At 66.7% G+C, this 20,537-nt stretch carries 20 protein-coding genes; 5 read left to right on the forward strand and 15 right to left on the reverse strand.

All coding sequences use genetic code 11. From position 1 onward, the window contains the following. Positions 1–7 precede the first annotated feature (7 nt). The 9 genes from HFK18_RS17500 to HFK18_RS17540 all read right to left on the reverse strand — a co-directional run bounded on the left by HFK18_RS17500 (position 8) and on the right by HFK18_RS17540 (position 10,169). A complete protein-coding gene (locus HFK18_RS17500) occupies positions 8–643 on the reverse strand; it encodes a hypothetical protein (RefSeq protein WP_180167225.1) in 636 nt (211 codons plus the stop codon). A gap of 35 nt (positions 644–678) precedes the next feature. Continuing rightward, positions 679–1,332: a hypothetical protein gene (locus HFK18_RS17505; RefSeq protein ID WP_100552649.1), complete on the reverse strand. Its 654-nt coding sequence runs from the start codon at positions 1,330–1,332 to the stop codon at positions 679–681. 3 nt (positions 1,333–1,335) lie between these two features. After that, a complete protein-coding gene (locus HFK18_RS17510) occupies positions 1,336–1,677 on the reverse strand; it encodes a type II toxin-antitoxin system prevent-host-death family antitoxin (RefSeq protein ID WP_180167226.1) in 342 nt (113 codons plus the stop codon). A 96-nt stretch (positions 1,678–1,773) separates the two neighbouring features. Further along, on the reverse strand, positions 1,774–3,234 hold the full coding sequence (locus tag HFK18_RS17515) for a porin family protein (RefSeq protein WP_180167227.1): 1,461 nt from the start codon (positions 3,232–3,234) through the stop codon (positions 1,774–1,776). 90 nt (positions 3,235–3,324) lie between these two features. Further along, complete coding sequence (locus HFK18_RS17520) at positions 3,325–4,089, reverse strand: Slam-dependent surface lipoprotein (protein ID WP_180167228.1); 765 nt, start codon at positions 4,087–4,089, stop codon at positions 3,325–3,327. A gap of 55 nt (positions 4,090–4,144) precedes the next feature. After that, entirely contained in the window at positions 4,145–7,255 is a 3,111-nt protein-coding gene (locus HFK18_RS17525) for a TonB-dependent receptor (RefSeq protein ID WP_180167229.1), read from the reverse strand. Positions 7,256–7,529: 274 nt separating this feature from the next. Beyond that, positions 7,530–8,483, reverse strand: a complete 954-nt coding sequence (locus tag HFK18_RS17530) for a FecR domain-containing protein (protein ID WP_180167230.1) — start codon at positions 8,481–8,483, stop codon at positions 7,530–7,532. Between the two features lie 82 nt (positions 8,484–8,565). Then, a complete protein-coding gene (locus HFK18_RS17535; RefSeq protein WP_180167231.1) occupies positions 8,566–9,069 on the reverse strand; it encodes an RNA polymerase sigma factor in 504 nt (167 codons plus the stop codon). A gap of 173 nt (positions 9,070–9,242) precedes the next feature. Continuing rightward, on the reverse strand, positions 9,243–10,169 hold the full coding sequence (locus HFK18_RS17540; protein WP_180167232.1) for a LysR family transcriptional regulator: 927 nt from the start codon (positions 10,167–10,169) through the stop codon (positions 9,243–9,245). Positions 10,170–10,319: 150 nt separating this feature from the next. On the opposite strand from HFK18_RS17540, the gene HFK18_RS17545 reads away from it, so the two are divergent. The 4 genes from HFK18_RS17545 to HFK18_RS17560 all read left to right on the forward strand — a co-directional run bounded on the left by HFK18_RS17545 (position 10,320) and on the right by HFK18_RS17560 (position 13,136). Continuing rightward, entirely contained in the window at positions 10,320–11,186 is an 867-nt protein-coding gene (locus tag HFK18_RS17545) for a pirin family protein (RefSeq protein ID WP_180167233.1), read from the forward strand. Between the two features lie 69 nt (positions 11,187–11,255). Beyond that, positions 11,256–11,936 carry a hydrolase gene (locus tag HFK18_RS17550; protein ID WP_100465562.1) on the forward strand — a complete coding sequence of 227 codons (681 nt, stop codon included), beginning with the start codon at positions 11,256–11,258 and terminating at the stop codon, positions 11,934–11,936. A 79-nt stretch (positions 11,937–12,015) separates the two neighbouring features. Continuing rightward, on the forward strand, positions 12,016–12,657 hold the full coding sequence (locus HFK18_RS17555; RefSeq protein WP_100465563.1) for a hydrolase: 642 nt from the start codon (positions 12,016–12,018) through the stop codon (positions 12,655–12,657). An 80-nt stretch (positions 12,658–12,737) separates the two neighbouring features. Beyond that, positions 12,738–13,136 carry an OsmC family protein gene (locus HFK18_RS17560; protein WP_180167234.1) on the forward strand — a complete coding sequence of 133 codons (399 nt, stop codon included), beginning with the start codon at positions 12,738–12,740 and terminating at the stop codon, positions 13,134–13,136. 78 nt (positions 13,137–13,214) lie between these two features. Here HFK18_RS17560 and HFK18_RS17565 read toward each other — a convergent pair whose 3' ends face one another. The 6 genes from HFK18_RS17565 to HFK18_RS17590 form a co-directional block, all read right to left on the reverse strand. Then, positions 13,215–13,544 (reverse strand): hypothetical protein, encoded by a 330-nt coding sequence (locus HFK18_RS17565; protein WP_100465565.1) that lies wholly within the window; start codon positions 13,542–13,544, stop codon positions 13,215–13,217. A 97-nt stretch (positions 13,545–13,641) separates the two neighbouring features. Beyond that, positions 13,642–15,381, reverse strand: a complete 1,740-nt coding sequence (locus HFK18_RS17570) for a putative porin (RefSeq protein ID WP_180167235.1) — start codon at positions 15,379–15,381, stop codon at positions 13,642–13,644. Between the two features lie 42 nt (positions 15,382–15,423). Continuing rightward, positions 15,424–16,122: a cell envelope integrity protein TolA gene (locus tag HFK18_RS17575; protein WP_180167236.1), complete on the reverse strand. Its 699-nt coding sequence runs from the start codon at positions 16,120–16,122 to the stop codon at positions 15,424–15,426. A gap of 3 nt (positions 16,123–16,125) precedes the next feature. Further along, positions 16,126–16,539, reverse strand: a complete 414-nt coding sequence (locus HFK18_RS17580) for a biopolymer transporter ExbD (protein ID WP_180167237.1) — start codon at positions 16,537–16,539, stop codon at positions 16,126–16,128. A gap of 10 nt (positions 16,540–16,549) precedes the next feature. After that, positions 16,550–18,334 carry a MotA/TolQ/ExbB proton channel family protein gene (locus HFK18_RS17585; RefSeq protein WP_180167238.1) on the reverse strand — a complete coding sequence of 595 codons (1,785 nt, stop codon included), beginning with the start codon at positions 18,332–18,334 and terminating at the stop codon, positions 16,550–16,552. Positions 18,335–18,371: 37 nt separating this feature from the next. Then, positions 18,372–19,994, reverse strand: coding sequence for a ShlB/FhaC/HecB family hemolysin secretion/activation protein (locus HFK18_RS17590; RefSeq protein ID WP_180167239.1), 1,623 nt, complete (start codon positions 19,992–19,994; stop codon positions 18,372–18,374). Between the two features lie 201 nt (positions 19,995–20,195). Between HFK18_RS17590 and HFK18_RS17595 the strand changes: the two genes are divergently transcribed. Beyond that, a complete protein-coding gene (locus HFK18_RS17595) occupies positions 20,196–20,537 on the forward strand; it encodes a hypothetical protein (RefSeq protein WP_180167240.1) in 342 nt (113 codons plus the stop codon).

Below are 20,537 nucleotides of genomic sequence, written 5' to 3' on the forward strand. Positions count from 1 at the left end.
ATGCGGATTACTCGGCGCGGGTCAGCTTGCCCGGGGTCCAGCGGTACACCCAGGTATGCTGCCCTTCCGGCGGGCAGGCCACCTTGCCACGCACGCACAGCTTTGAATTGCGGGTGCTGTTGAAGGTGACGCGGATACGGTCGCCCTCCATGGTGATCGCTTCCATTTCGCCGGGAATGTGCACGGCAGCGTCATCGGCGTAGCCGGACGCGCGGATCAACGCGTAGGTTTCGTCGTCATAGGCGGATTTGCCCGGTGATGCGGTCTGGCCCCGTGCATCGCCTTCGGCCAGCGGGGTCATCACCACCAGTTCGTTGAGCTGTTGCGCCGTGCCGCCGCTCTGCGTGGCGGTATACAGATAAATGATCTCCGGGCGGCCATCACCATCAAGGTCGGCATTGCCGGCCCACAGCGGGCGGTAGTCATACTGGCTGTCGGTACCCGGATGCAGGCGCAGGGAGGCCTCGGCGGTACGACGTGCCTTGTCGTAGCTCATCGGCTCGTTCTTTGGCTCGCTCTTCGCTTCATCCTTGGCGTCGGCCGGCGTTGCATCCTGGGCAAGCAGCGGCGCCGCCACCGTCAATGCCATGGCCGCCACCAGCGCGCGCAGGCCGATGGCCTGCCAGTGCTTCCGCTCGTACATCCCTGTTCCTCGATCACTGAATCTGCGGAGTCGGATCATCGCACAGGCGGGCCGGCGAGCGGCGTGCTGTCGGCATGCAGTTCCATCGCGCGCATGACGATGGGCTTGGCCCAGTCCGGGGTGTGCAGCAGTTCCACCACCGACACCGGATACTGCAGGCCCTGGCGATCCAGCGCCAGCACCGGCAAGGGGGCAACACGTCCGTAGCGATCGGCCGGCGCGCTGTTGTCATACACGTGCAGTTCGGCCAGGTGCGGCATCAATGCCAACAGGTTCTCGCGCGCGGAATCGAAGCGTGCGCGGATCTTGTCCTGCGGAATGTCGTGGCCCCCGCCAGCAACGCGGGCGGCCACGCGGGCCACATGCAGTTCGACGGTGGCCAACCCGCAGAACCAGATCGCCACGTCGTGCTGACTGCAGGCCTCGCGCAACAGACGCGGAATGGTGTTGCCCCCCAAGGTGGTTTCAAAGGCAAAATCGCTGCCGTCGGCGATCGCCTGGCGCAGCCGTCGTGCGCCCTCCTGCCACGCTTCAGCGTTGGCTTCGGCCAACGGCCAGCCCGCCTCCACCAGCCGTCGGGTGAAGCTGTCCGGGTTGTACCAGCCCAGGCCGTCGGCCTCCAGCCAGGTACCGAGCAGCGAACTCTTGCCGGCGCCGTTGACGCCGGCCAACGCCAGGATCCGCCCCATGAGTCAGAGCGGACGGCCGAGCGCGACCTTGTGGCCGCGGCGGATCGGCTTGCCCATCACCTTGCCCAGCCCCTCACCCTGCTGCAGCCCGGCCAGCGCCTGGTCGAACTCGGTACGCAGGCGCGAGAGCACGTCGCTGCGCTCTTCGCTATCGCTGCCGCTGGCCCTGGCCAGCAGCTCCTGGTAGGTCTTGATGTCCACGATCACCGCTTCGGGGTGGTTGTGGTTGGTGATGACCAGCGCCTGCTTCTCGCGCACGGTACGCATCAGGCTGGGCCAGCCACGGGTCTTGACCGAGGATGCCGGGGCCTTGTCGAGGCCGGGCAGGTCGAGCGGGAGGGTCATGGCACAGCTCCAGCGGAAGGATATGAGGCCACTATACCCAATTTGGCCAAATTGGGGATAAATGGACCCTCCCGCCCTCCGGACCGGGCCGACGGATCAGAACGCCCTTTCCCATTTCAGGCTCAGCAGGCTGCGGTCGTGGCTGTACAGCCAGTCTACGTTGCTGTCGATGCGTGCGTAACGCAGGCTCAGGCTGGGCACCAGCCCGGCTATGGCTAGGCGCTCGCTGCGCACGATGGCGATCAGGTTCTGCTCGCTGTCCTGCCGACGCGCTTCCAGCAACGGGCTCCACGCATCGTAGTCACGCTCACGCAGCGACACGAACACGGTGGCCGTGGTGCCGCTCCACTGGCGTGCTGCGCCCAGGCGCAGGCCGCGTTGCCGGTAGCCATTGGCGGGATCAGCGGCGCTGCTGTCACTCAGGTCGACCCCGGCAAATACCGTCCAGCGTGGGTTGAGCGCACGGAACCAGGTGGCATAGATCGCCGCCAGTTCACCGTCGTAGTTGCTGGCCAACCCCGGCTGTCGATAGCGCTGGCGTTTCCAGTCGGCTTCCAGCTTCAGCAGGCTGCGCGCATCGGCGGCGAACTGCCATTCGCCATGCACGCCGGCACCGCCCTGCAGCGCATGGTTGCCCAACCCCTGGTAATCGTAGCTGGGCGCCAGCAGCACGGTATGCCGTGCGCTGCGCCAGCTGTAACCGGCCTGCACGCTGGCATTGAGCTCGTTGTAGTCGCTGTGCCCGCGCCACGCCTGGCCGAACGCCAGCCCGCGCAGGTACAGCCCATGGTGGCCGGCCAACGGCAGGCGCCGTTCCAGGCTGGCGTCGTAGTCCAGGCCGAATGCTGCTTGTGCATCGGGCAACCGGCGTTCGATGAAACAGGTGGTGCCGTCACCGAACAGGCAGGTACGGCTGGCCGAACTGCGGTTGATGTTGTCGCTCCAGGCCGGGCCAGCGGCGATCCCACCCTTCCAGCGCTGGCGCGCCTGCAGGGCCTGCAGGTAGCCGTCCACCCGCGTACGCACGCCCGCTGTTGCCGGATCGTCGCCATCGATACCGGCTGCGATCGTCTCGAACAGGGCGATGGCATCGCGGTCGCGCTGGTCTTCGGCGTAGACACGTGCCAGTTCCAGCCGCGCCGGCAGGAAGTCCGGCTGCGCGGCGAGCACGGCCTCGTATTCGGCGGCGGCATTGCCGTGCTGTCCAGCCACCCGCGCCAGCGCGCCCTGCGCGTAGTGGCGCAGCAGCGGATCATGACCGGGCAGTTCGATGTACTCGGCCAGGAAGGCGGCCACGGCCTGCCATTGCTGATGCTGCAGCGAGAGATAGAGCGCCTGGCCGAGGTCGTCGACAGTGCGCTCCACGCGGTACTGCTGGCCGTCGAGGGTGATGGTCGGTCGCTCGTGCTCGGCCTGGCGCAGGCGTTCCTGGTCCTGCTGCTGATGACGCAGCTCGCTGCCCTGTTCGAGCACGCGGCGCAGGTCATCCTGCTGGGCGCGGGCATCATTGACCGGCCATGCCAGCAGCAGGACGACAAGAAAGAGAAGGTGGCGCATGTTCGATCCGGTTGAAGCACTATCGCGGGCCGAAGCAGGGACTGGCGGATCGCGGCTTGTCCCTGCCCTGCCCCGTCAGGGGCGTGGCGATCAGTTCTTGCTGCCGCCGAAGGCGGTGTCGTACTGGCTGTTGCCGGCGAAGGTGGCGATGCCGGCCAGGGTGGCGGCGTTGGCGCCGAAGAACTGGCCCTGACTGGTGCCGGCAACCGTACCGTTGGCCGTGGCCGAACCGGCGAACGACGCGTTGGCGCTGTTGATCGATGCAGCCACGGCCACGGTCAGGCCCGAGCCGGCCAGCGCGCCGTTGAGGCGGCCGGTGCCGAAGTCCGCGCGGAAGGTACCGCTGAGCAGGTTGCTGCCGTTGAACTTGTTGAGGCCTGCGACGGCGTAGGTGGCCACGCCTGCCGGCAGCGTGGTGCCCGCGCGGTCACCGGCGAAGTAGACCTGGCGGTTGTTGAAGCCGCCAGCCGCGCCATCCTTGGACCATTCGCCGAACCAGACATCGCCGCTACCGACCTTGACGAAGTTGAAGTGGCCCATGCCGGCGTGGCTGCCCGGGGTACCGGTGATCGGCATGGCGAGGGTGCGCACGGTGGTGCCGTTGATGACGGTGGGTGCCGAGTAGGCGCTCAAGCCCTGGAAGTCCACACGCGTGCCACCCGAGACGGTGCCGACGCCAATACCGGCCTTGCCTGCCGAGTGCGGGCCACCATTGACCTGCGATTCGCCGACGTTGACGTTCAACTGCGGATCGGTGACGGCGCTGGCCGCACCGACGATATCGGCAGCGTGGGCGGCACCGGCCAGGGCCAGGCTGGCGGCGACGGTAAGCAGGGAACGGGAGATCATTTTCATGGAAAAACTCCTTGGATTGAGGGAACTACAGGTACAACGCTTGCAACGGTGGAACTCAGAAGCGCGCAGTGAGCGCAAGCTTGACGGTGCGACCCGGCGCCGGCAGCGTGGAGCGCGTGGCGGGGTCGACGTAATAGCGGTTGCCGAGATTGCTGCCGACCAGTTCAACGCTGGCGTGGTCGTTGAAGCGCCAGCGCGCATAGGCATCCACGGTGGTGATGTTTCCCCAGGTGAACGGCACGTTCTGCCAGAGCAGGCTGCTGCCACCTGCCAGCAGACGATCGCGGTAGACCTGCAGGTCGGGGTTGTCGTGACGCCGGTAGTGCACGATGCGGCTGCCCAGTTCCAGCCGCTCATCGAACAGGCGCGTGCCCAGTGACAGATTCACCGACAGCTTGGGAATCGCCTGGGTCAGCAGGTAGCCGCCCACGAAACCGTCCTGTACGCAGTTCGGCACCAGCCCGCGGTTGGCGTCGAGCAGCACCGCGCTGCTCTCGTCGCACACCTCGTTTTCCAGCGTGCGCGCGATGCCCAGGTCGCTGAAAAAGCGTCGATTGTCGAAGCGCGCCTGCAGTTCGATGCCACGGATGGTCTGCTTGTCGATGTTGTCGAACAGGAAGTAGGCGTCGCGCTCGATCACATCGCGCGTCTTGTGCACGTAGTAGGCCAACTTGACGTCGGCATCGGCGGTGCCGCCGAACAGCGCGGACAGATTGTGTACATAGCCCAGCTCGTAGTTGTAGGCGTGCTCGGGCTTGAGCGCGTATAGCGGATTGAGGCTGCTGGAGAAGGCAATGGTGCTCTCGAACATGCTCGGGAAGCGCACCGCCTCGCTGTAGCGCAGGTAGATGCGCGCGGCCGGCGACAGGTTTACCGTTGCCGAGAAGGTGGGCAGCCAGGCATGGTCGCGACGGCGGGTATTGCGTCCATCCACCGGCCGCGACTGCACTGTGTTGCGGATGCTGCAGACCAGGTCGCTGCCGGGGAACAGCGGCAGCGCGCCGGGGATGGCAGCCACTTCGCCATTGAGGCACGGATTGGTGGCACGGGAGTAGTTGCCGTCGGCATCGGGCAGCCAGGCGATGGTGTGCTCCACCGGCTGTGGCGTCTGGTAACTCTGCAGCAGGCCACGGATCGCATCGTCGACGAACCAGCCCATGCCGATGCTCTCCCAGAAGGCGCGCTCGGCTTCGAGCGAATCCACCTGCGCCTGCACGCTGGCTGGGCGCTCCGGCAGCTCGTTGACCCGGTAGCTCGCCTGCTTACCGCCCACCCCGCGGGTCAGCAGTTCAGGATGCTCGCCGAGGAAGTCATCAAAGGCCCAGTAGCGGCTGTAGCGCACGCCGGCATTGAGGGTGAGGAAATCGACCGGCCGCCACTCCAGCGTGAGGTAGCCCTCGCCTTCCTGGCGACGGCCCGCGCGCGGGTACATGCGCCAGCCATCACTGACGCCGAAGTACGGGTCTCCCGACCCCAGTTTTTCATACTGCCAGTTGCCGCCCACGGTCAGGTCAAGCGTGGAATGCAGGCCGAAGCGGTTGCTCAGGGTCAGCCCGGTACGGTCGTTGCGCGCATTGGCCAGGGCGGTGTTGCGCAGGATCGGGCTGCGGCTGGAATCCCAGTCCGGGTTGCCCGAGGCAAAGTTGGGGAAGCCACCGGCGGTGTAGGTATCGCTGTTGGTTTCGGTCCGCCACAGGTTGGCACGCAGGTCGAGCCAACGACTGCCGGCCGGCTGCCAGCGGTACTCCAGGTTCCAGGCATCCGAATCGACCCGGCTGAGCGGCCACTGGATGCGCCCGTAATCCGGCGCGGACAGGATGCGCGAGGGCATGATCTCGCCGTAGTGCGAAAGCGTATGCCGCCAGGTGGCCTTGAGTTGCTGGTCATCGCTGATCTGCCAGGTGGCCTTCAGCAGCCACGACTCCTGTTCGCTGGACGTATTGGGGACTTCATCACCCGGCTTGAAGTAGCGCGCCAGCGTGGTGATGTAATCGATGCCCTGATATTCGTACTGCTCGCGCGGGTCCTGGTCGTAGTAGGCACTGCCCTTGCTGCCCGAGAAATAGTTGCCGCGCTTGCGCCACGCGTAAGCCGCCATCACATCCACCCGCTCACCGCGCCAACCCAGGGCCAGGCGCCAGGCCTGGTCATCGCCATCGAACGGGTTGTCACCGCTGCGCGATTTCACCGGCACCACCAGGGTGCGGTCAGCATAGGGCGAGTTCGGCGACTGCTGCGGGAAGCCATCCACCGTGCGGTAGTCCTCACCGGTGTGCAGCCGTGGCAGCCGCGGTGACACCGCATTGCTGCTGCCTTCGATCTTCAGCTCCCCGCCGAAGCGCTCGCCGGCCGGCACGATGTCGTCGACGTCGAGGGTCTTGATGACCATCGCTCCGCCGATACCGCTGTGTACATCACGCACCAACGCTGGCCCCTTGATGACCTGGATGCCACCAATCAGGTTGGGATCGATGTAGTTGCGGTTGCTGACGCCGTTGTAGCCCCGCCATACGGTCAGCGCCTGCTCGCCACCGTCGATGCTGACCGGCACCCGCCCCGGCCCCTGGATGCCGCGGATGTTGAGGTCCAGCGCGCCGCTGTTGCGGGCGTCGCCGCTGAACACACCGACCAGATCCTTGACCACGTCGGCCGGGTTGGCGCCGCGATAGCGCTCCACCCGGTCACGCCCGGAATAGGCCGTGCTCAGGTCGAGCGCGAACACGTCGTCGTATCCCCAACGATCACGTGTTTCGCCGCCGTCGGCCTGCAGGCGCCCGCCCACTTTCAGCGTGTCGGTGACCACCACCCCGCCGTCAGCGGCGGCGGCCTGCAGGGTCCAGGTGCCGCCCGGCTCCTGCTGCGCGCGCAGGCCACTGCCCTGCAGCAACTGGTCCAGTGCTTCGGTGGGGCTGTACTGGCCCTGCACTGCACGCGAGCGCCGCCCTTCCACCAGATCGCTGCGGAACACCACCTGCACCTGCGATTGGCGGCCGAAGCTGCGCACTGCGTCGGCCAAGGCCTGTTCGGGAATGGCATACGTGCGCACGGAGGCAGTAGCCGCCTGGGCGCGGGCGGTCGGCACCCAAGCGAAGGGAACCAGTGCCGTGGCGATGGCCAGGGCGAGGACGGTGGCGCGGCGATGACGGGCGGATGCCGGGAACGGCATGAACGGTGACTCCTCAAGGTGGCGGGACCGTGCGCACATCGGGTGCACGCGGCTCGGTTGGCTTGAGAAGAAACGCGGTTTCGCTCTGGCTATACCACTAGAGACAACGCGGGATGGGATCTGCCCACGGTTTTTCTGGTTGATCGGCAGATCATCCACGCATGGCGTGGATCTACCCGGGCTCTTGGTAAATCCAAGCCATGCGTGGATGAACCCGATTCACGCAGTAGATCCACGCCATGCGTGGATGGGCCCACCCGCCCACCCCTCGACATCACCACAGCAACAACGCGCCGCCCGGCAGGCGCTGGCTGCGCAGGCCGGCCTGCTGGGCCACGGCGGCAATCGCCGCATCCGGCTGCTGCAGGTGGAACAAGCCGCTCACCGCCACCTGCGCGCCCTGCCCGCGCAGAACCCAGACCGGCGCACGGCGATAGCGGGAAAGACGCTCGATCGCCTGTTGCGCAGGCAGATCATCAATGACGATCTCGCCGCGCCGCCACGGTGCAACGGCATCCACATCGGTCAGCTGCAGCGGCTGCAGCCAGCGGCCATCACGGAACGCGCGTGCCTGCCCGGCCTGCAGCCGCTGCGCAGCGGCATGACCCGGCCTGATCTCGACTTCGCCCTGGCTGACCTCGGTGGTCACCACGGCATCCTGCAACGCAACGCTGAATGCCGTGCCGATGTCACGGATCTCGCCGCCGCCGGCCTGCACCCGGAACGGTCGTGCTTCGTGCGCGACCTGGAACCAGGCGCTGCCACGCAGCAGCTGCAGGCGGCGCTGGCCGGCGCTGAAATCAAGCGCCAGCGCGCTGCCTGCATCCAATATGGCGGTGCTGCCATCCTGCAGCTGCACCGTGCGCGGCGCGTTGCCGCTTCGCACATCGCTGCGGACCAGCAGCCACGCGTGCGGCGCCACCGTCACCGAAAGCAGCAGCACCGCCGCACTGGCCAGCAGCCAAGGCAGTCGACGACGCGGCTGCAGCGGCCGCAGCGCGGGTTCGGCGGTCAGTTCGGGAAGCGCAGCCAGGACATCCGGGCCGGCGGCATCCAGGCCTTGCCAGAAGGCCTGCTGCTGGCGCCAGGCATCGGCATGCCGGGGATCGGCCTGCAGCCAACGCTGCAGGGCGCGTTGCTGGCGCTCCGGCAACCGGCCCGCATTGCACCGTATCACCCAGCGCAACGCCTGCCTGGCCTGACGCGGCGAGGGTATGGACGTAGTCATGATTGTGGCCTGCGGCACCACCAACGGGTGCGCCTTACAGTTGAGACAACGGTAAGCGGCATCTGCCCACGGCACCTGCAGGTCATGCGCGGCTTCCCCGCTGGTGCTGCTGGATGAGCAGGGCCGCGCGCAGCACGTACTTGCCCACCACACTCTTGGAAATACCCAGGCGCAGAGCGATCTCGCGCTCGCTCAGGCCAAGGTAGCGGTTGAGCACGAAGCACTCGCGCACCTGTGGCGGCAACGCCAGGATGGTCTGGCTGATCTCGCGCAGCTGGGCCTGGTCCAACGCCTGCGCCTCGCCATCATTGCTGGTATCGGCCAGGTCGCTGGCGTACTCCGCCATCGCCCGCCGTTCGCGCGCGTCGGCCTGGCTGCGGTTGAGCGCGTGGTGATAGGCCATGCGGTACAGATACCCGCGCGGTTCCAGGATCGGCGGGTCGCCGGGCACGCTGCTGGCCTTCAGATAAAGGCTCTGCAGGGTGTCCTCGGTACTGGCCGGGTCGAGGTAGCGGGCGATGAAGCGGGACAACGCACGGCGCTCGCGGATCAACAGCTCGATCAGCGCCAGGGCATTGGGAGACATAAGTGCCAAGGCCGGACCGGGGAATGATGGGCGTGATGGCGACGGTCCGGACGTGGATTGTGGGCCGCGCAGCGATGCGCGGCAAGCGAAGTTCCGCACAGCATCCACGCATGGCGTGGATCTACCAGGCGACGACAGGTCCAGTAGATCCACGCCATGCGTGGATGTGGTGCCTACGGTTCCTGCAGCGCATCGAAGCGCTCGGCCAGATAGTCGATCAACGCGCGCACCGCCGGCAGCAGGCCGCGCCGCGAGGGGAACACGGCATGCACGATGCCGTGCCTGGGTTGCCACTGCGGCAGGATCGGCACCAGTGCGCCGCTGGCCAGTTCGTCGGTGATCATCATCCGCGGCAGCATCAGCACGCCGACACCGGCCACCGCCGCACTGCGCAGCGCGATCATGTCATCGCTGACCAGCCGCGGGCGGTGGTGCACGCTGGCCTGGACCTCCTCTGGACCGGCGTACTCCCAGGCGTGCACCTGGGCCGGCGATGCCAGGTCCACGGTGGGCATCATCGCCAGATCGGCAGGCACTTTCGGCGTACCCATCTGCTTGAGCAGGGCCGGGCTCGCAGCAGTACACCAGATGCGACGGGCCAGCACGCGCACCACCAGATCGCTGTCCTCCAGCGGTGGCGGGCGTACGCGGATGGCCACGTCCACGCCCTCGCCCACCACGTCCACGCGCCGGTTGGTGGCATCCAGCTGCAGGGTCACCTGCGGGTGCAGGGCCAGGAAGTCGGCCAGCATGTCGCCAATGCGCGCGTGCAGCAGGGCGATCGGACAGGCCAGCCGCAGGGTGCCCCGCGGCTCGGCGCGTGACAGCGCGATGGCCTCCTCGGCCGCCTCGGCTTCCACCAGCATCGCCTTGCAGTGCCGGTAGTAGTCCTGGCCGATCTCGGTGACCGAAAAGCGGCGGGTGGAACGTTGGATCAGGCGCACACCCAGCCGTTCCTCCAGCAGGGCGATGCGGCGGCTGAGCTTGGACTTGGGCATGGCCAGTGCGCGCCCTGCCTGCGAGAAGCCGCCGTGCTCGACCACCATGGCGAAATAGAACAGGTCGTTGAGGTCGCAGCGGCGGATGTCGGCGATGAACACGGGGCGATCTCCTGCGGCCCTTGCCGGGCCTTCATCGTTCACAAAATAGGACTATGACGGCAAATTCTGCCGACTACCGGGGCCATTGTCACGGCGATATCGTCTCCGCAACGAAAAACAGCGACCGGTTGCCCCGGTCAGGAGATCGCCATGAAGCGTGTCACCGGTACCTACAGCGCCCCCCGCCCGCACTGGGTGGGCGACGGCTTCCCCGCCCGTTCGATGTTCTCCTACAACACCCATGGCCAGCACCTGAGCCCGTTCCTGCTGCTGGACTACGCCGGGCCGTACAGCTTCCCGCCCAGCGAAACCCCGCGCGGGGTCGGCCAGCATCCGCATCGCGGCTTCGAGACCGTCACCATCGTCTACGAAGGCGAAGTCGCCCATCGCGACTCGACCGGCGCCGGCGGCACCATCGGCCCGGGTGACGTGCAGTGGATGACCGCTGCCTCCGGCATCCTCCACGAGGAATTCCACACGCCGGAATTCAGCAAGCGCGGCGGCACGCTGGACATGGTGCAGCTGTGGGTGAACCTGCCGGCCAAGGACAAGATGGGTGCGCCGGGTTACCAGACCCTGCTCGATGCGCAGATTCCTTCGGTGGCCCTGGCCGACGGTGCCGGCCGCGTACGCGTCATCGCCGGGGCATTCGATGGCCATGCGGGACCGGCACGTACCCATACCCCCATGGACGTGTGGGACATCCGCCTGCTGCAGGGCCAGCACGCCGAGCTGCCGGTGACCGATGGCCGCACCCTGGCGCTGGTGGTGTTGAAGGGAACGGTGCGAATCAACGGCGGCCAGGCAGTCGGCGAAGCACAGCTGGTGACCTTCGACCGCAGCGGCGAAGACGTGTTCATCGATGCCGACAGCGACGCCACCGTGCTGCTGCTCAGCGGCGAACCGATCGACGAGCCGGTGGTGGGCTATGGGCCGTTCGTGATGAACACCCAGGCCGAGATCAGCCAGGCCGTCAACGATTTCAACGGCGGCCGCTTCGGCCAGATCGCGCACTGATCCACTGCATTGCGGCGGGCAACCGCCCGCCGCCTTCCGGGCCTTCGCCCCCTCCCCAGGAGACTGACCATGAGTACCCCCGCCAACTTCAACGGCGCCCGCCCGGTGATCGACCCGGACAACGCCGCGATGCTGCTGATCGACCATCAGAGTGGCCTGTTCCAGACCATCGGTGACATGCCGTTCACTTCCGTACGTGCGCACGCCACCGCCCTGGCGAAGATGGCCACGCTGGCGAAGATGCCGGTGATCACCACCGCGTCGGTACCGCAGGGTCCGAATGGCCCGCTGATCCCGGAGATCCATGACGCCGCACCGCATGCGCAGTACGTGGCACGCCGTGGCGAGATCAATGCGTGGGACAACCCCGAGTTCGTCGCCGCGGTGAAGGCCACCGGCCGCAAGCAGCTGATCATCGCCGGCACCATCACCAGCGTATGCATGGCCTTCCCCTCCATTGCCGCCGTCGCCGACGGCTACCAGGTGTTCGCGGTGGTCGATGCTTCCGGCACCTATTCGAAGATGGCCGAGGAAATCACCCTGGCGCGTGTGGTGCAGGCCGGCGTGGTGCCGATGGATACCGCTGCGGTTGCCTCGGAAATCCAGCGCACCTGGAACCGCGAGGACGCCCAGCAGTGGGCGGCGATCTACACGCAGATCTTCCCCAACTACCAGCTGCTGATCGAGAGCTACCAGAAGGCGCAGGACGTGCAGAAGAACCACGAGCAGCTGGATTCGCAGCGCAGCTGAGCCCAGTGCATCCACGGCGATTTCCGCCTGCCGGCACGCCGCCGGCTCCACCGCAAGCCCCCCCGACCAGGACACCCTCATGGCCAGTGAACCGATCCGTGACCCCGTCAGCGACCACCTGCTGACCCCGCAGAATTCCGCCTTCATCATCATCGACTACCAGCCGGTACAGGTGAACTCCATCGCCTCGATGGACCGCCAGCTGCTGGTCAACAACATTGTCGGCACCGCCAAGGCGGCGGTCGCCTACGGCCTGCCGATCGTGCATTCAACCGTGAACGTGCAGACCGGCCTGAACAAGCCGCCGATCCCGCAGCTGCGCAAGGTGCTGGGCGACTACCCGACCTACGACCGCACCACCATCAATTCCTGGGAAGACGTCGAGTTCCGCAAGGCGGTGGCAGCGACCGGCCGCAGGAAACTGATCATGACCGCGCTGTGGACCGAAGCCTGCCTTACCTTCCCGGCACTGGATGCGCTGAAGGAAGGCTATGAAGTCTACGTGGTGGTCGATGCGGTGGGCGGCACCTCGCTGGCCGCGCATGATGCCGCGCTGCGCCGCATCGAACAGGCCGGTGGTCAGTTGATCAGCGTGACGCAGCTGTTCTGCGAACTGCAGCGCGACTGGGTACGGGCGGAGACGGTGCCGGCCTTCATGAATCTTTTCATCGAAACCGGTGGTACGGCCGGCATCCAGTTCTCGTACGATCGTACGGAGTGATTCCGTGGCGGCTCCGGCTCTGGCTGGCGCCGCCTTTTCCTGCAGCCGGGCATGGCTCGGCGCTACAACCGGGGATTCCCATGGCCTACGCACGCATTGTTTCAACCGCCGACAACTACCTGCACCACATCAGCAACGGCCATTTCGATGTCGCGGCCGATGAGCCCGTCTCGCTAGGTGGCCAGGGCAAGGGCTTTGCCCCGTTCGACCTGTACCTGGCCTCGCTGGCCGCGTGTACCGCCATCACCCTGCGCATGTATGCCCAGCGCAAGGGCTGGGAGCTGGGCGAGTTCCACGCCGAGCTGCGTTCCGAACGCGATGCGGACGGGCGTTTCCACGTGAACCGCGTGCTGCATGCCACCGCCGAGCTGAGTGATGCGCAGTGGCAGCGCCTGCTGGAGGTGGTGGAAAAGACCCCGGTGACGCTGGTGATGCGCGAGGGTGCACGGATCACCAGCGAGCGCGGGGCGGCAGCCTGATCGCCGGGCATGGCCCGGCGCTACCGGAGCAGCCTGGCGCCATCAGGTAGCGCCGGGCCATGCCCGGCGGCCCTGGTTTCAACGCCGTGAATGCAGCACGGTGCGCTGGCGCATGGCGTTGAATTCCTGTTCGACCTGCTGGATGTCTTCGGCCTGGAAGCCGGCGGCATCCAGCAGCTGATCGGCGGCCGCGGCAGCCAGCGGATCATCCTCGCGCTGGCGCCAGCAGCGTGCCGGCAGGAAATAGCCGACCTCGCTGCGCCCGCGCATGATGACGACCGGGCGCCCTGCATACAGCAGGAATTCGGCCAGGTGCTGGCGCAACCCCTCCACCGAGACATAGGCCGGCCCGATGCCCAGTGTGTGTGCGGCGGGCTCGGAACTCTCGAACAGCTTGCGACGGCTCATCCACTCCTCCTTTGTGCAACGCGTGGTCTTCCTTCCTTAGACGGGCGCGTCGCCGCGCCCCCGCCACACGTGTCGTGACTGCGATCACGCTGTCCGATCAGAAACCGGTGTTGAACTCCAGCTGGAACACGTCGATCGACAACGGCGGGCCCGACACTTCCTTGGCCGCCATCCACTTGCCGCTGATCCAGCTGCGCGCATCCAGCGCATAGGCGCCGCCGACGTAGTAGCCGCGCGCATTGGTACCGCCGAGGTGGAAGTTCGGATCGTTGTAGGCGTCGGGCAGCGCATCGGCCTCGATCCGCTTGTAGCCCAGCAGGGCCTGCCACTGGCCCTTCTCCTTCAGCTCGGTGGCGCCGAAGGTCGCCTGCAGCATCCAGGCGGTGTCGCCGCTGCGGAAGGTGTCGATGCTGGCACTGCCACCGGCGCCGTAGTTGTTGACGATGCCGTTGTTGGCCCGGGCGAACATGGCCTGCTTGTCATAAGCCAGGTTGCGGATGTAGTCCGCGTCCAGGCGCATGCCGATGTCCTGCGCAAGCTGTGTATCCCAGCGCAGGTTGAAGGTCGCCAGGCGGAATGCAGAGGCCAGGCCCACGTACTGTGGCGTGGGCGTATTGGCCGGATCCAGCGGATTGCGGGCGATGTCGCGGATCAGCATCAGGGTGTTGCCCTTCTGCATGAACGCCGGCCGCGACCAGTCGGTATCGCAACCGACCGCGCCCGCGTACAGCGCGCACGGCGACGACAGGCGCCCACTGATGTTCTTGAAATCGTAGTAGCCCAGCGCCGCACGCAGGCTGTTGTCATCGTTGAAGCGCCAGTTCACCCCCACCTGTGCACCGGACAGCCACTTGTTCTCGTTGGGCGTCTTCACCCGGCTCTGGCTGGGAGCGCTGTCGGAGGTGTACTCCAACGGCACCACCGCCAGGTTGCCGAACAGGCCGACGTCGTCAGCGATGTCGTACCTGAGATTGGCGGCCAGGCCATCGAAGTTCAGGTCGTTGGAGAACAGCGTGTCGCTGGTCCAGAACGGATTGCCGAAGCGTCCGCCACGCACCGTCACCCAGTCGGCCGGGCTGTAGGCCAGCCATGCCTGGTCCAGCCACACGTCCTTCTTGCCCAGGCCGCCGCCAAGCTGTTCGGTGGTGGACACCGGCCCGTTGCTGCTGCCGCTGGCCAGGCGCACGCCTGCGGTGGTGTGCTCGCCGATCATCGCTTCGATGCCCAGCCGTGCCCGGATGCGCCACAGGTTGCGGCGGTCCTGGCGGGTGTTGAGCAGCGGCGGCAGCTGCAGGTTGGTATTGTTGTTGGTATCGAAACCGTTGCCGGCATTCACCGAGGCCCAGTTGGTTTCGATGTCGCTGTTGCGCTCGGAGTAGAAGCGCGACTCACTGCGCACGCGCATGTCACCGGTCACCTTGATGCGCTTGGTCCACTCGGCCACTTCGTTCGGCGCGGCCCAGCCCTCGGCTTTGGCCTGCGCCATCACATCCTGGCGTACTTCATCGCGGATGCCATCACGCACGCTCTGCGGCACGTACGGCACACGTACGTCGCCGGCTTCCAGCGCCACGCCGCCGCTGTTGGCTGCGCCACTCGCAGTGACACGTTGCGCAGCCGCCGCTTCTGCTTCCGCCTGTACCAGCAGCGCCTGGCCGTCTTCGGGCTTGAGCGCGCCACTGGCAATCAGCCCCTTGATCAGCTTGACCATGGTGGATTCGGCAGCCATTGCACTGGCCGGCACGGCCAGGCTGAGCAGTACGGCGCAGCACAGCAGCGCCCGTCGGGCCAGCCGCGGGCGGCGGGATGCGGTTCGAGCGCGGTCGTGGTCGTTCATCACGGTTCTCATCGAAAGAAGGGAAATCACGGAAGTCATCGGTCAAGCGCCGGGGCGGCGCCCCTGGATCAGCACGCGCGCGGGGAAATCCAGCGACGCCGGTGGCATCTGGTCGACTTTGCCGATCTGCCGCAGCGCATCGAGCACGGCCACGTCGGCCTCCTCGTTGCCGCTGCCACGCACCAGCTCGACCTTCTCCAGCCGGCCATCCGGCGCCAGCCACACATTCACCTGCAGCTGGAAGGCCAGGCGCTTGACCCGCGCATCGCGCGAGATCGCCTGTTGCATCAGATAGCCCAGGTAGCGGCCATAGCTGGCATTGCCGGCACCGCCACGGCCGACACCGGACGAACCACCGCCGCTGCCGGACTGGATGCCGAAGCTGTCGCCGCCGGCCTGCGCATCGGCGTCCATGGTTACCGGGTCGGCGTTGTCCGGCGTCGACGTCGGCTCTTCGGCCGGCGTTGGCTGGTCCAGCGGTTCCGGCTCAGGCACGGTCTCTTCCGGCGGCGTCTCTGGCTCGGGCGGTTTTTCCGGTGGCGGCGGTGGTGGCGGCGGTGGTGGCAACGCCAGCATCGGCGGCTGCACCACCGGCCGGCGGGAGCTGGCAGTGTCCTTGAACAGCAGCCACCACAGGGCAACACCCAGTACCAGCAGCGCCGCCAGCACCAGCGCGATCGTCACCAGCAACTGGCGTCCGCGCGTACCAGGCTCCTGCAGGGGTGGTCGATGGCCGGCCATGCCTCAGCCCTGCGCCTTGCCGGTGACCAGGCCGACCTGGGCCAGCTCCAGCCGCCGCAGCAGATCCAGCACCTCGACCACGCGCGCGTACTGCACCTGCGCATCACCGCGCACGATCACCGGGAAATCCGGCGACGTCGCGCGTTCGGTACGCAGGCGGTCCTCCAGCTCGGCCATCGTCACCGGGTAGGCATCCAGGAATACCTGGCCGCTGGGGTCGATGGTGATCGCCTTGGTCTTGGGCTTCTCCAGTGTGGTGCTGTTGCTGGCCTTCGGCAGGTTGACCTCGATGCCGGGAATGGAGGCGTTGCTGGTCAGGATGAAGATCACCAGCACCACCAGCAGCACGTCGACGAAGGGCGTCACGTTGATGCCCTTCTCGCGTTTCTTGATGCCGAACTTCGCCTTGTAGGCCATGGCCGGTCCCTCAGCCCTGGACCGCGGCCGGGCCGCGTCCGTCCTGCTCTTCGGCCAGGCGGGCGGCGAACTCGTCGATGAACACCGCCATGTCGGCGCCGATCGCTTCGGCGCGTGCCCCCAGCCAGTTGTAGCCGAACAGTGCCGGGATCGCGACGCCCAGGCCGGCGGCGGTACACAGCAGCGCTGCCGCCATGCCCGGGGCCACCGAGTTGATGTCCACCGCACCGGCCATCGCCGCCACCACGAACACCAGCATGATGCCGATCACGGTGCCGAACAGACCCACATACGGTGCACCCTCGATGGTGGTCGACAGCCAGTTCATGCGCCGCGCCATCGCCTCCTGTTCGCGCACCATCACCGCGTCCATCGACGCGCGGATGGCGGCGATGGTCGCCGCGCTCAGATAGCCGGAGTTGCCGTCGCGCTGATGGCGCTGCTGCATTTCATCGATGGCGACCTGGTAGATGCGCCACAGCGAGCCGTCGTGCATTGCCGGCGGCACCTTGCCCTGCCGGTCCATCTCGGACAAGGTGCGCAGCGGCACGCCAGAGAGCTTGCTGAAGCTCTCGGTGAACACTGCATTGGCCTTGCTGGTACGGCCGAAATGACGGCTCTTGGCGATCATGATCGCCCAAGACAACAGCATCATCAGGCCGAGGATGGCCACCACCACCCAGGCGTCGAACGGCATCGCCTTGAGGATGAAAGCAAAGTGGCTCTGTCCGGCCGATTGCTCGTCAGCACCGTAGCTGATCAGGCGCGAATCGGCTCCCTGCGCCGTGGCATCGGCCAGCAGCAGCGCCGCCGGGCGCGCCACGCGTGAGATCCGCAGTTCATCCAGCGCACCATCGAAGTTGGCCAGCGGCTGCGTCGCACCCGGTGCATCGGCACCTACCACCGCAGCGGTGCTCAGTGCCGGCAATTCACCACTGAGCTGGGCCACCACGCGACCGTTCAGATACAGCTGCAGCGCCCCCTTCTCGGCGGTAAGCGCGAGATGCGCCCACTGTCCCTCCGGGATCGGCTGTGCCGGCGTGCTGCGTTGACCGTTGAGCTGCACGAACGGCACGCGGTTGTCGATGCCCACCACCAGCTCGGCGCTGCCATCGCGCCGGGCGTAGATCGCCTGCGTGGTGGTCTGCGCGCCCGGTTTGATCCAGGCCGAAACGGTGAGCGGCGCGCCCGCTTCCTGTGCCAGCGAAGCGCTGGCCGGCAGCGGCAGCGGGCCCGCGCCCAGCTGCACGCCACGCCCGATCACCGTGCTTTCCGCCGCAGGCACTACCGCACCGGCCGTGTTGCCGTAGGCCGTGGTATCACGCGCCGGCGCATTGGCTTCGGCAAAGTGGTAGACCAGCGTGTAGTCCGGATCGAACACCTGCTGGCCATTGCCGCTGGCCGGTGCCTTCGCGTTGCCGTAGTACATCCAGATCGTCTGCGGCGCGCTGGCGGTCAGTGCTGGAACGTCCACCCAGACCAGTGCCAGGCCCAGGTTCGGGTCGAACTGCTCGATCTGATGGGCCAGCACAGTGCGACCGTCGGCAGAAACGAAGCGCAGGTCGTTGCCACCCTCCTGGGTGCCATCAAAACCGAAATTGCCGGTATGCAGGCGCAGCAGCAGCGGTGTACGCCCGGGATTGCCGGCCAACCCCGCGCCCTGTGGACCGGCATCGACGGTGATCGGCTTGCGGTACTTCCATTCGGCCTGCCACCAGTTGGCATCGGCCGCGGCGGCGGGCAGCGCGATCAGCGCAGCCAGCAGCAGCAACATTCGGGAAAGCAGACGGTCCATGCAAAAGGTCTCCGGAGAACGCATCTCAAGGGAAGGGTCAGTAGCTGGTGCTGATGTTGAAATGCAGGCGCGGGTCGTCCTTGCGCGTGACCGGGCCATCGGCGTAAGGCCAGGCGTAGTCCAGGCGCAGCTGCAGGTGTTCGCCCAGGCGCAGCTGCGCGCCCAGCCCGACCGATGCCAGGTTGTACTTGTCGCGCTGTTCCGGCAGCGGCTGACGCAGGCGCAGGTAGGCTGCGTCGGCGAAGCTGTACAGCCGCAGGTCGGTACCGCTCCACAGCGACCACGCCGGGGTGCGCCATTCCAGGTTGGCCAGTCCACCGTAGTCGCCGATCGCTTCGGCCGAGAGGTAGCCACGCACGGTGTACATACCGCCAGCGGCGAACTGCTCGGCCGAGACCAGCGGTGCATCGGTCGCCTGCAGCGAGCCACGCGCATACCACTGCCAGTCGTTGCCGAAGGTGTGCGTATTGGAGACATCCGCCTTGAACGCCACGAAGCTCGGGTCGGCCCAGTAGCGTTTCTGACCGAAATCGGTGGCGTTGCTGCCATAACCGAACAGGCGCCGGGTTCCCGCCACCAGCTGCGTGTTGATGCTCAGCTGATCGTTCTCGCCCTGGCGCACACCGACGAAGGCCAGGGTGATCGGCGCGTACTTCAACGGCGTCTTCAGGCTGTCCTTGCCCATCTGCGTGTCTTCTTCGGTGTCCTTGAAGTCCAAGCCGAGGCTGAGCTGACGCCACCACTGGCTGCTGCCAACCAGGCGGTAGTTGAGCTTGAGGCCGATCGAATGACCATTGCCGATCACATTGGTGCCGGTGCCGGTGCCCGCGCCACCTTGTCCGCCGGCATTGAGCACCCGGCTGTCGGACTTGTAGCCCGATGCCTCCAGGCTCCACGGCGTGCCCTCGAAGGGGACCGTGTAGGACGCAGAGAACACTTTTGCCTGATCGGTGTCTTCCGGCGCGATGAACACGCCGATGCTCGCGCTGTGTCCACGCCGCCACAGGTTGTCGTGGGCCAGCGATGCACTCAGCCGCAGCTTCTCGGTGTCGGCACTGTGGTCGTTGTTGAGTGCCGCGCTCGCGCGCCACGGCGACTTCTCTTCCACCTGCAGGTCCACATCCATGGTGCCCGGCACCTGGCCTTCGCGCACCAGCGGAAGCACCTGGCGACGACCACCTTCGTTCAGCGCAGTCAGTTCCTTCTGCGCCTGGTCGAAGTCCGGCACCCGCCCCTCAGCCAACGCCGGTACCCGCTCGCGGATGCGTTCGGGTGAGTCATGGCGGGCACCGACCACGCGCAGCTGGCCAATGGGCGTCTGCTGCACCTTCAGCAGCACCACGCCCGCGTTGACCTGCTGTTCGGGCAGCTCCACATAGACTGATTGGTAGCCGGCCTGTTGATACAGCGCGTTGACTGCATCACGCGCCTTCTCGACATCGGCGAGCGTTTTTCCGGGGCCGAGGAACGGTTCGACTGCGCGTTCGATCTGGCGCGCATCGAGCACGGTGTTGCCGCGCACGATGTACTCGTTGATGTTCACCGTGGGCGCTGGCGCGGCGTCCTGCGCGAGCACTGGAAATGGCAGCGACGCCAGGGCCAGCATCAGAGGATGCAGGCGCAGCGGAAGGCGAGCGGCACGGCACGGAACGGGAGTCATCGAAGGCATCGCGTCGTATCGAAGGGAATGGCCAGGGAGCGGCGCGTGGGTCTACCAACAGGACGTGCAGGCCGCGTCAAAACCGCCAACAGTTTTGTGACAGCACTGTCATCTGTTGACGATGCTGAAACAGGCGCAGGCGGACACTTCGCCTGGTACACGTCTTCATTGCAGAACGCCTGCTGCCTCGGGAGATTCAACATGCACGCCATCCTGCTTGCGCCAAACCGCCCTGCCCTCTGTATGGCGCTGGTCCTGGGGCTGGCTTCGCCTTGGGCGCGGGCCGACCAGGCCGCCAAACAGGCAGACGCAGCGCCATGCATCGAAGTACAGGTCAATGGCGAGCGCATCCCCGCCTGGGACTGCCTGCAACGCAAGCTGGCGCCGAGGGAGAGCGCAGCCGCCCGCCCTGCTCTTCCCGAAGCCGAACGCGTGATGCGCAAGCCCGGCAACCAGATGCTGCAGTACAACCTGGAAGGCACGCGGCAACGCATGGGCGATGCGTTCGGGCGTTCGGTGGTACCGCAGCGCCCGGCGCGCTGA

Source organism: Stenotrophomonas sp. SbOxS2, assembly GCF_013416715.1.
Taxonomy (GTDB): domain Bacteria; phylum Pseudomonadota; class Gammaproteobacteria; order Xanthomonadales; family Xanthomonadaceae; genus Stenotrophomonas; species Stenotrophomonas lactitubi.

Bases quoted from the DNA above. Each gene is read 5' to 3' on its own strand.
- HFK18_RS17580 (WP_180167237.1), bottom strand. From the start codon at position 16,539: ATGGCCTACAAGGCGAAGTTCGGCATCAAGAAACGCGAGAAGGGCATC.
- HFK18_RS17590 (WP_180167239.1), bottom strand. From the start codon at position 19,994: ATGACTCCCGTTCCGTGCCGTGCCGCTCGCCTTCCGCTGCGCCTGCAT.
- HFK18_RS17550 (WP_100465562.1), top strand. From the start codon at position 11,256: ATGAGTACCCCCGCCAACTTCAACGGCGCCCGCCCGGTGATCGACCCG.
- HFK18_RS17555 (WP_100465563.1), top strand. From the start codon at position 12,016: ATGGCCAGTGAACCGATCCGTGACCCCGTCAGCGACCACCTGCTGACC.
- HFK18_RS17565 (WP_100465565.1), bottom strand. From the start codon at position 13,544: ATGAGCCGTCGCAAGCTGTTCGAGAGTTCCGAGCCCGCCGCACACACA.
- HFK18_RS17595 (WP_180167240.1), top strand. From the start codon at position 20,196: ATGCACGCCATCCTGCTTGCGCCAAACCGCCCTGCCCTCTGTATGGCG.
- HFK18_RS17525 (WP_180167229.1), bottom strand. From the start codon at position 7,255: ATGCCGTTCCCGGCATCCGCCCGTCATCGCCGCGCCACCGTCCTCGCC.
- HFK18_RS17585 (WP_180167238.1), bottom strand. From the start codon at position 18,334: ATGGACCGTCTGCTTTCCCGAATGTTGCTGCTGCTGGCTGCGCTGATC.
- HFK18_RS17500 (WP_180167225.1), bottom strand. From the start codon at position 643: ATGTACGAGCGGAAGCACTGGCAGGCCATCGGCCTGCGCGCGCTGGTG.
- HFK18_RS17510 (WP_180167226.1), bottom strand. From the start codon at position 1,677: ATGACCCTCCCGCTCGACCTGCCCGGCCTCGACAAGGCCCCGGCATCC.
- HFK18_RS17535 (WP_180167231.1), bottom strand. From the start codon at position 9,069: ATGTCTCCCAATGCCCTGGCGCTGATCGAGCTGTTGATCCGCGAGCGC.
- HFK18_RS17545 (WP_180167233.1), top strand. From the start codon at position 10,320: ATGAAGCGTGTCACCGGTACCTACAGCGCCCCCCGCCCGCACTGGGTG.
- HFK18_RS17570 (WP_180167235.1), bottom strand. From the start codon at position 15,381: ATGAACGACCACGACCGCGCTCGAACCGCATCCCGCCGCCCGCGGCTG.
- HFK18_RS17530 (WP_180167230.1), bottom strand. From the start codon at position 8,483: ATGACTACGTCCATACCCTCGCCGCGTCAGGCCAGGCAGGCGTTGCGC.
- HFK18_RS17575 (WP_180167236.1), bottom strand. From the start codon at position 16,122: ATGGCCGGCCATCGACCACCCCTGCAGGAGCCTGGTACGCGCGGACGC.
- HFK18_RS17515 (WP_180167227.1), bottom strand. From the start codon at position 3,234: ATGCGCCACCTTCTCTTTCTTGTCGTCCTGCTGCTGGCATGGCCGGTC.
- HFK18_RS17505 (WP_100552649.1), bottom strand. From the start codon at position 1,332: ATGGGGCGGATCCTGGCGTTGGCCGGCGTCAACGGCGCCGGCAAGAGT.
- HFK18_RS17560 (WP_180167234.1), top strand. From the start codon at position 12,738: ATGGCCTACGCACGCATTGTTTCAACCGCCGACAACTACCTGCACCAC.
- HFK18_RS17520 (WP_180167228.1), bottom strand. From the start codon at position 4,089: ATGAAAATGATCTCCCGTTCCCTGCTTACCGTCGCCGCCAGCCTGGCC.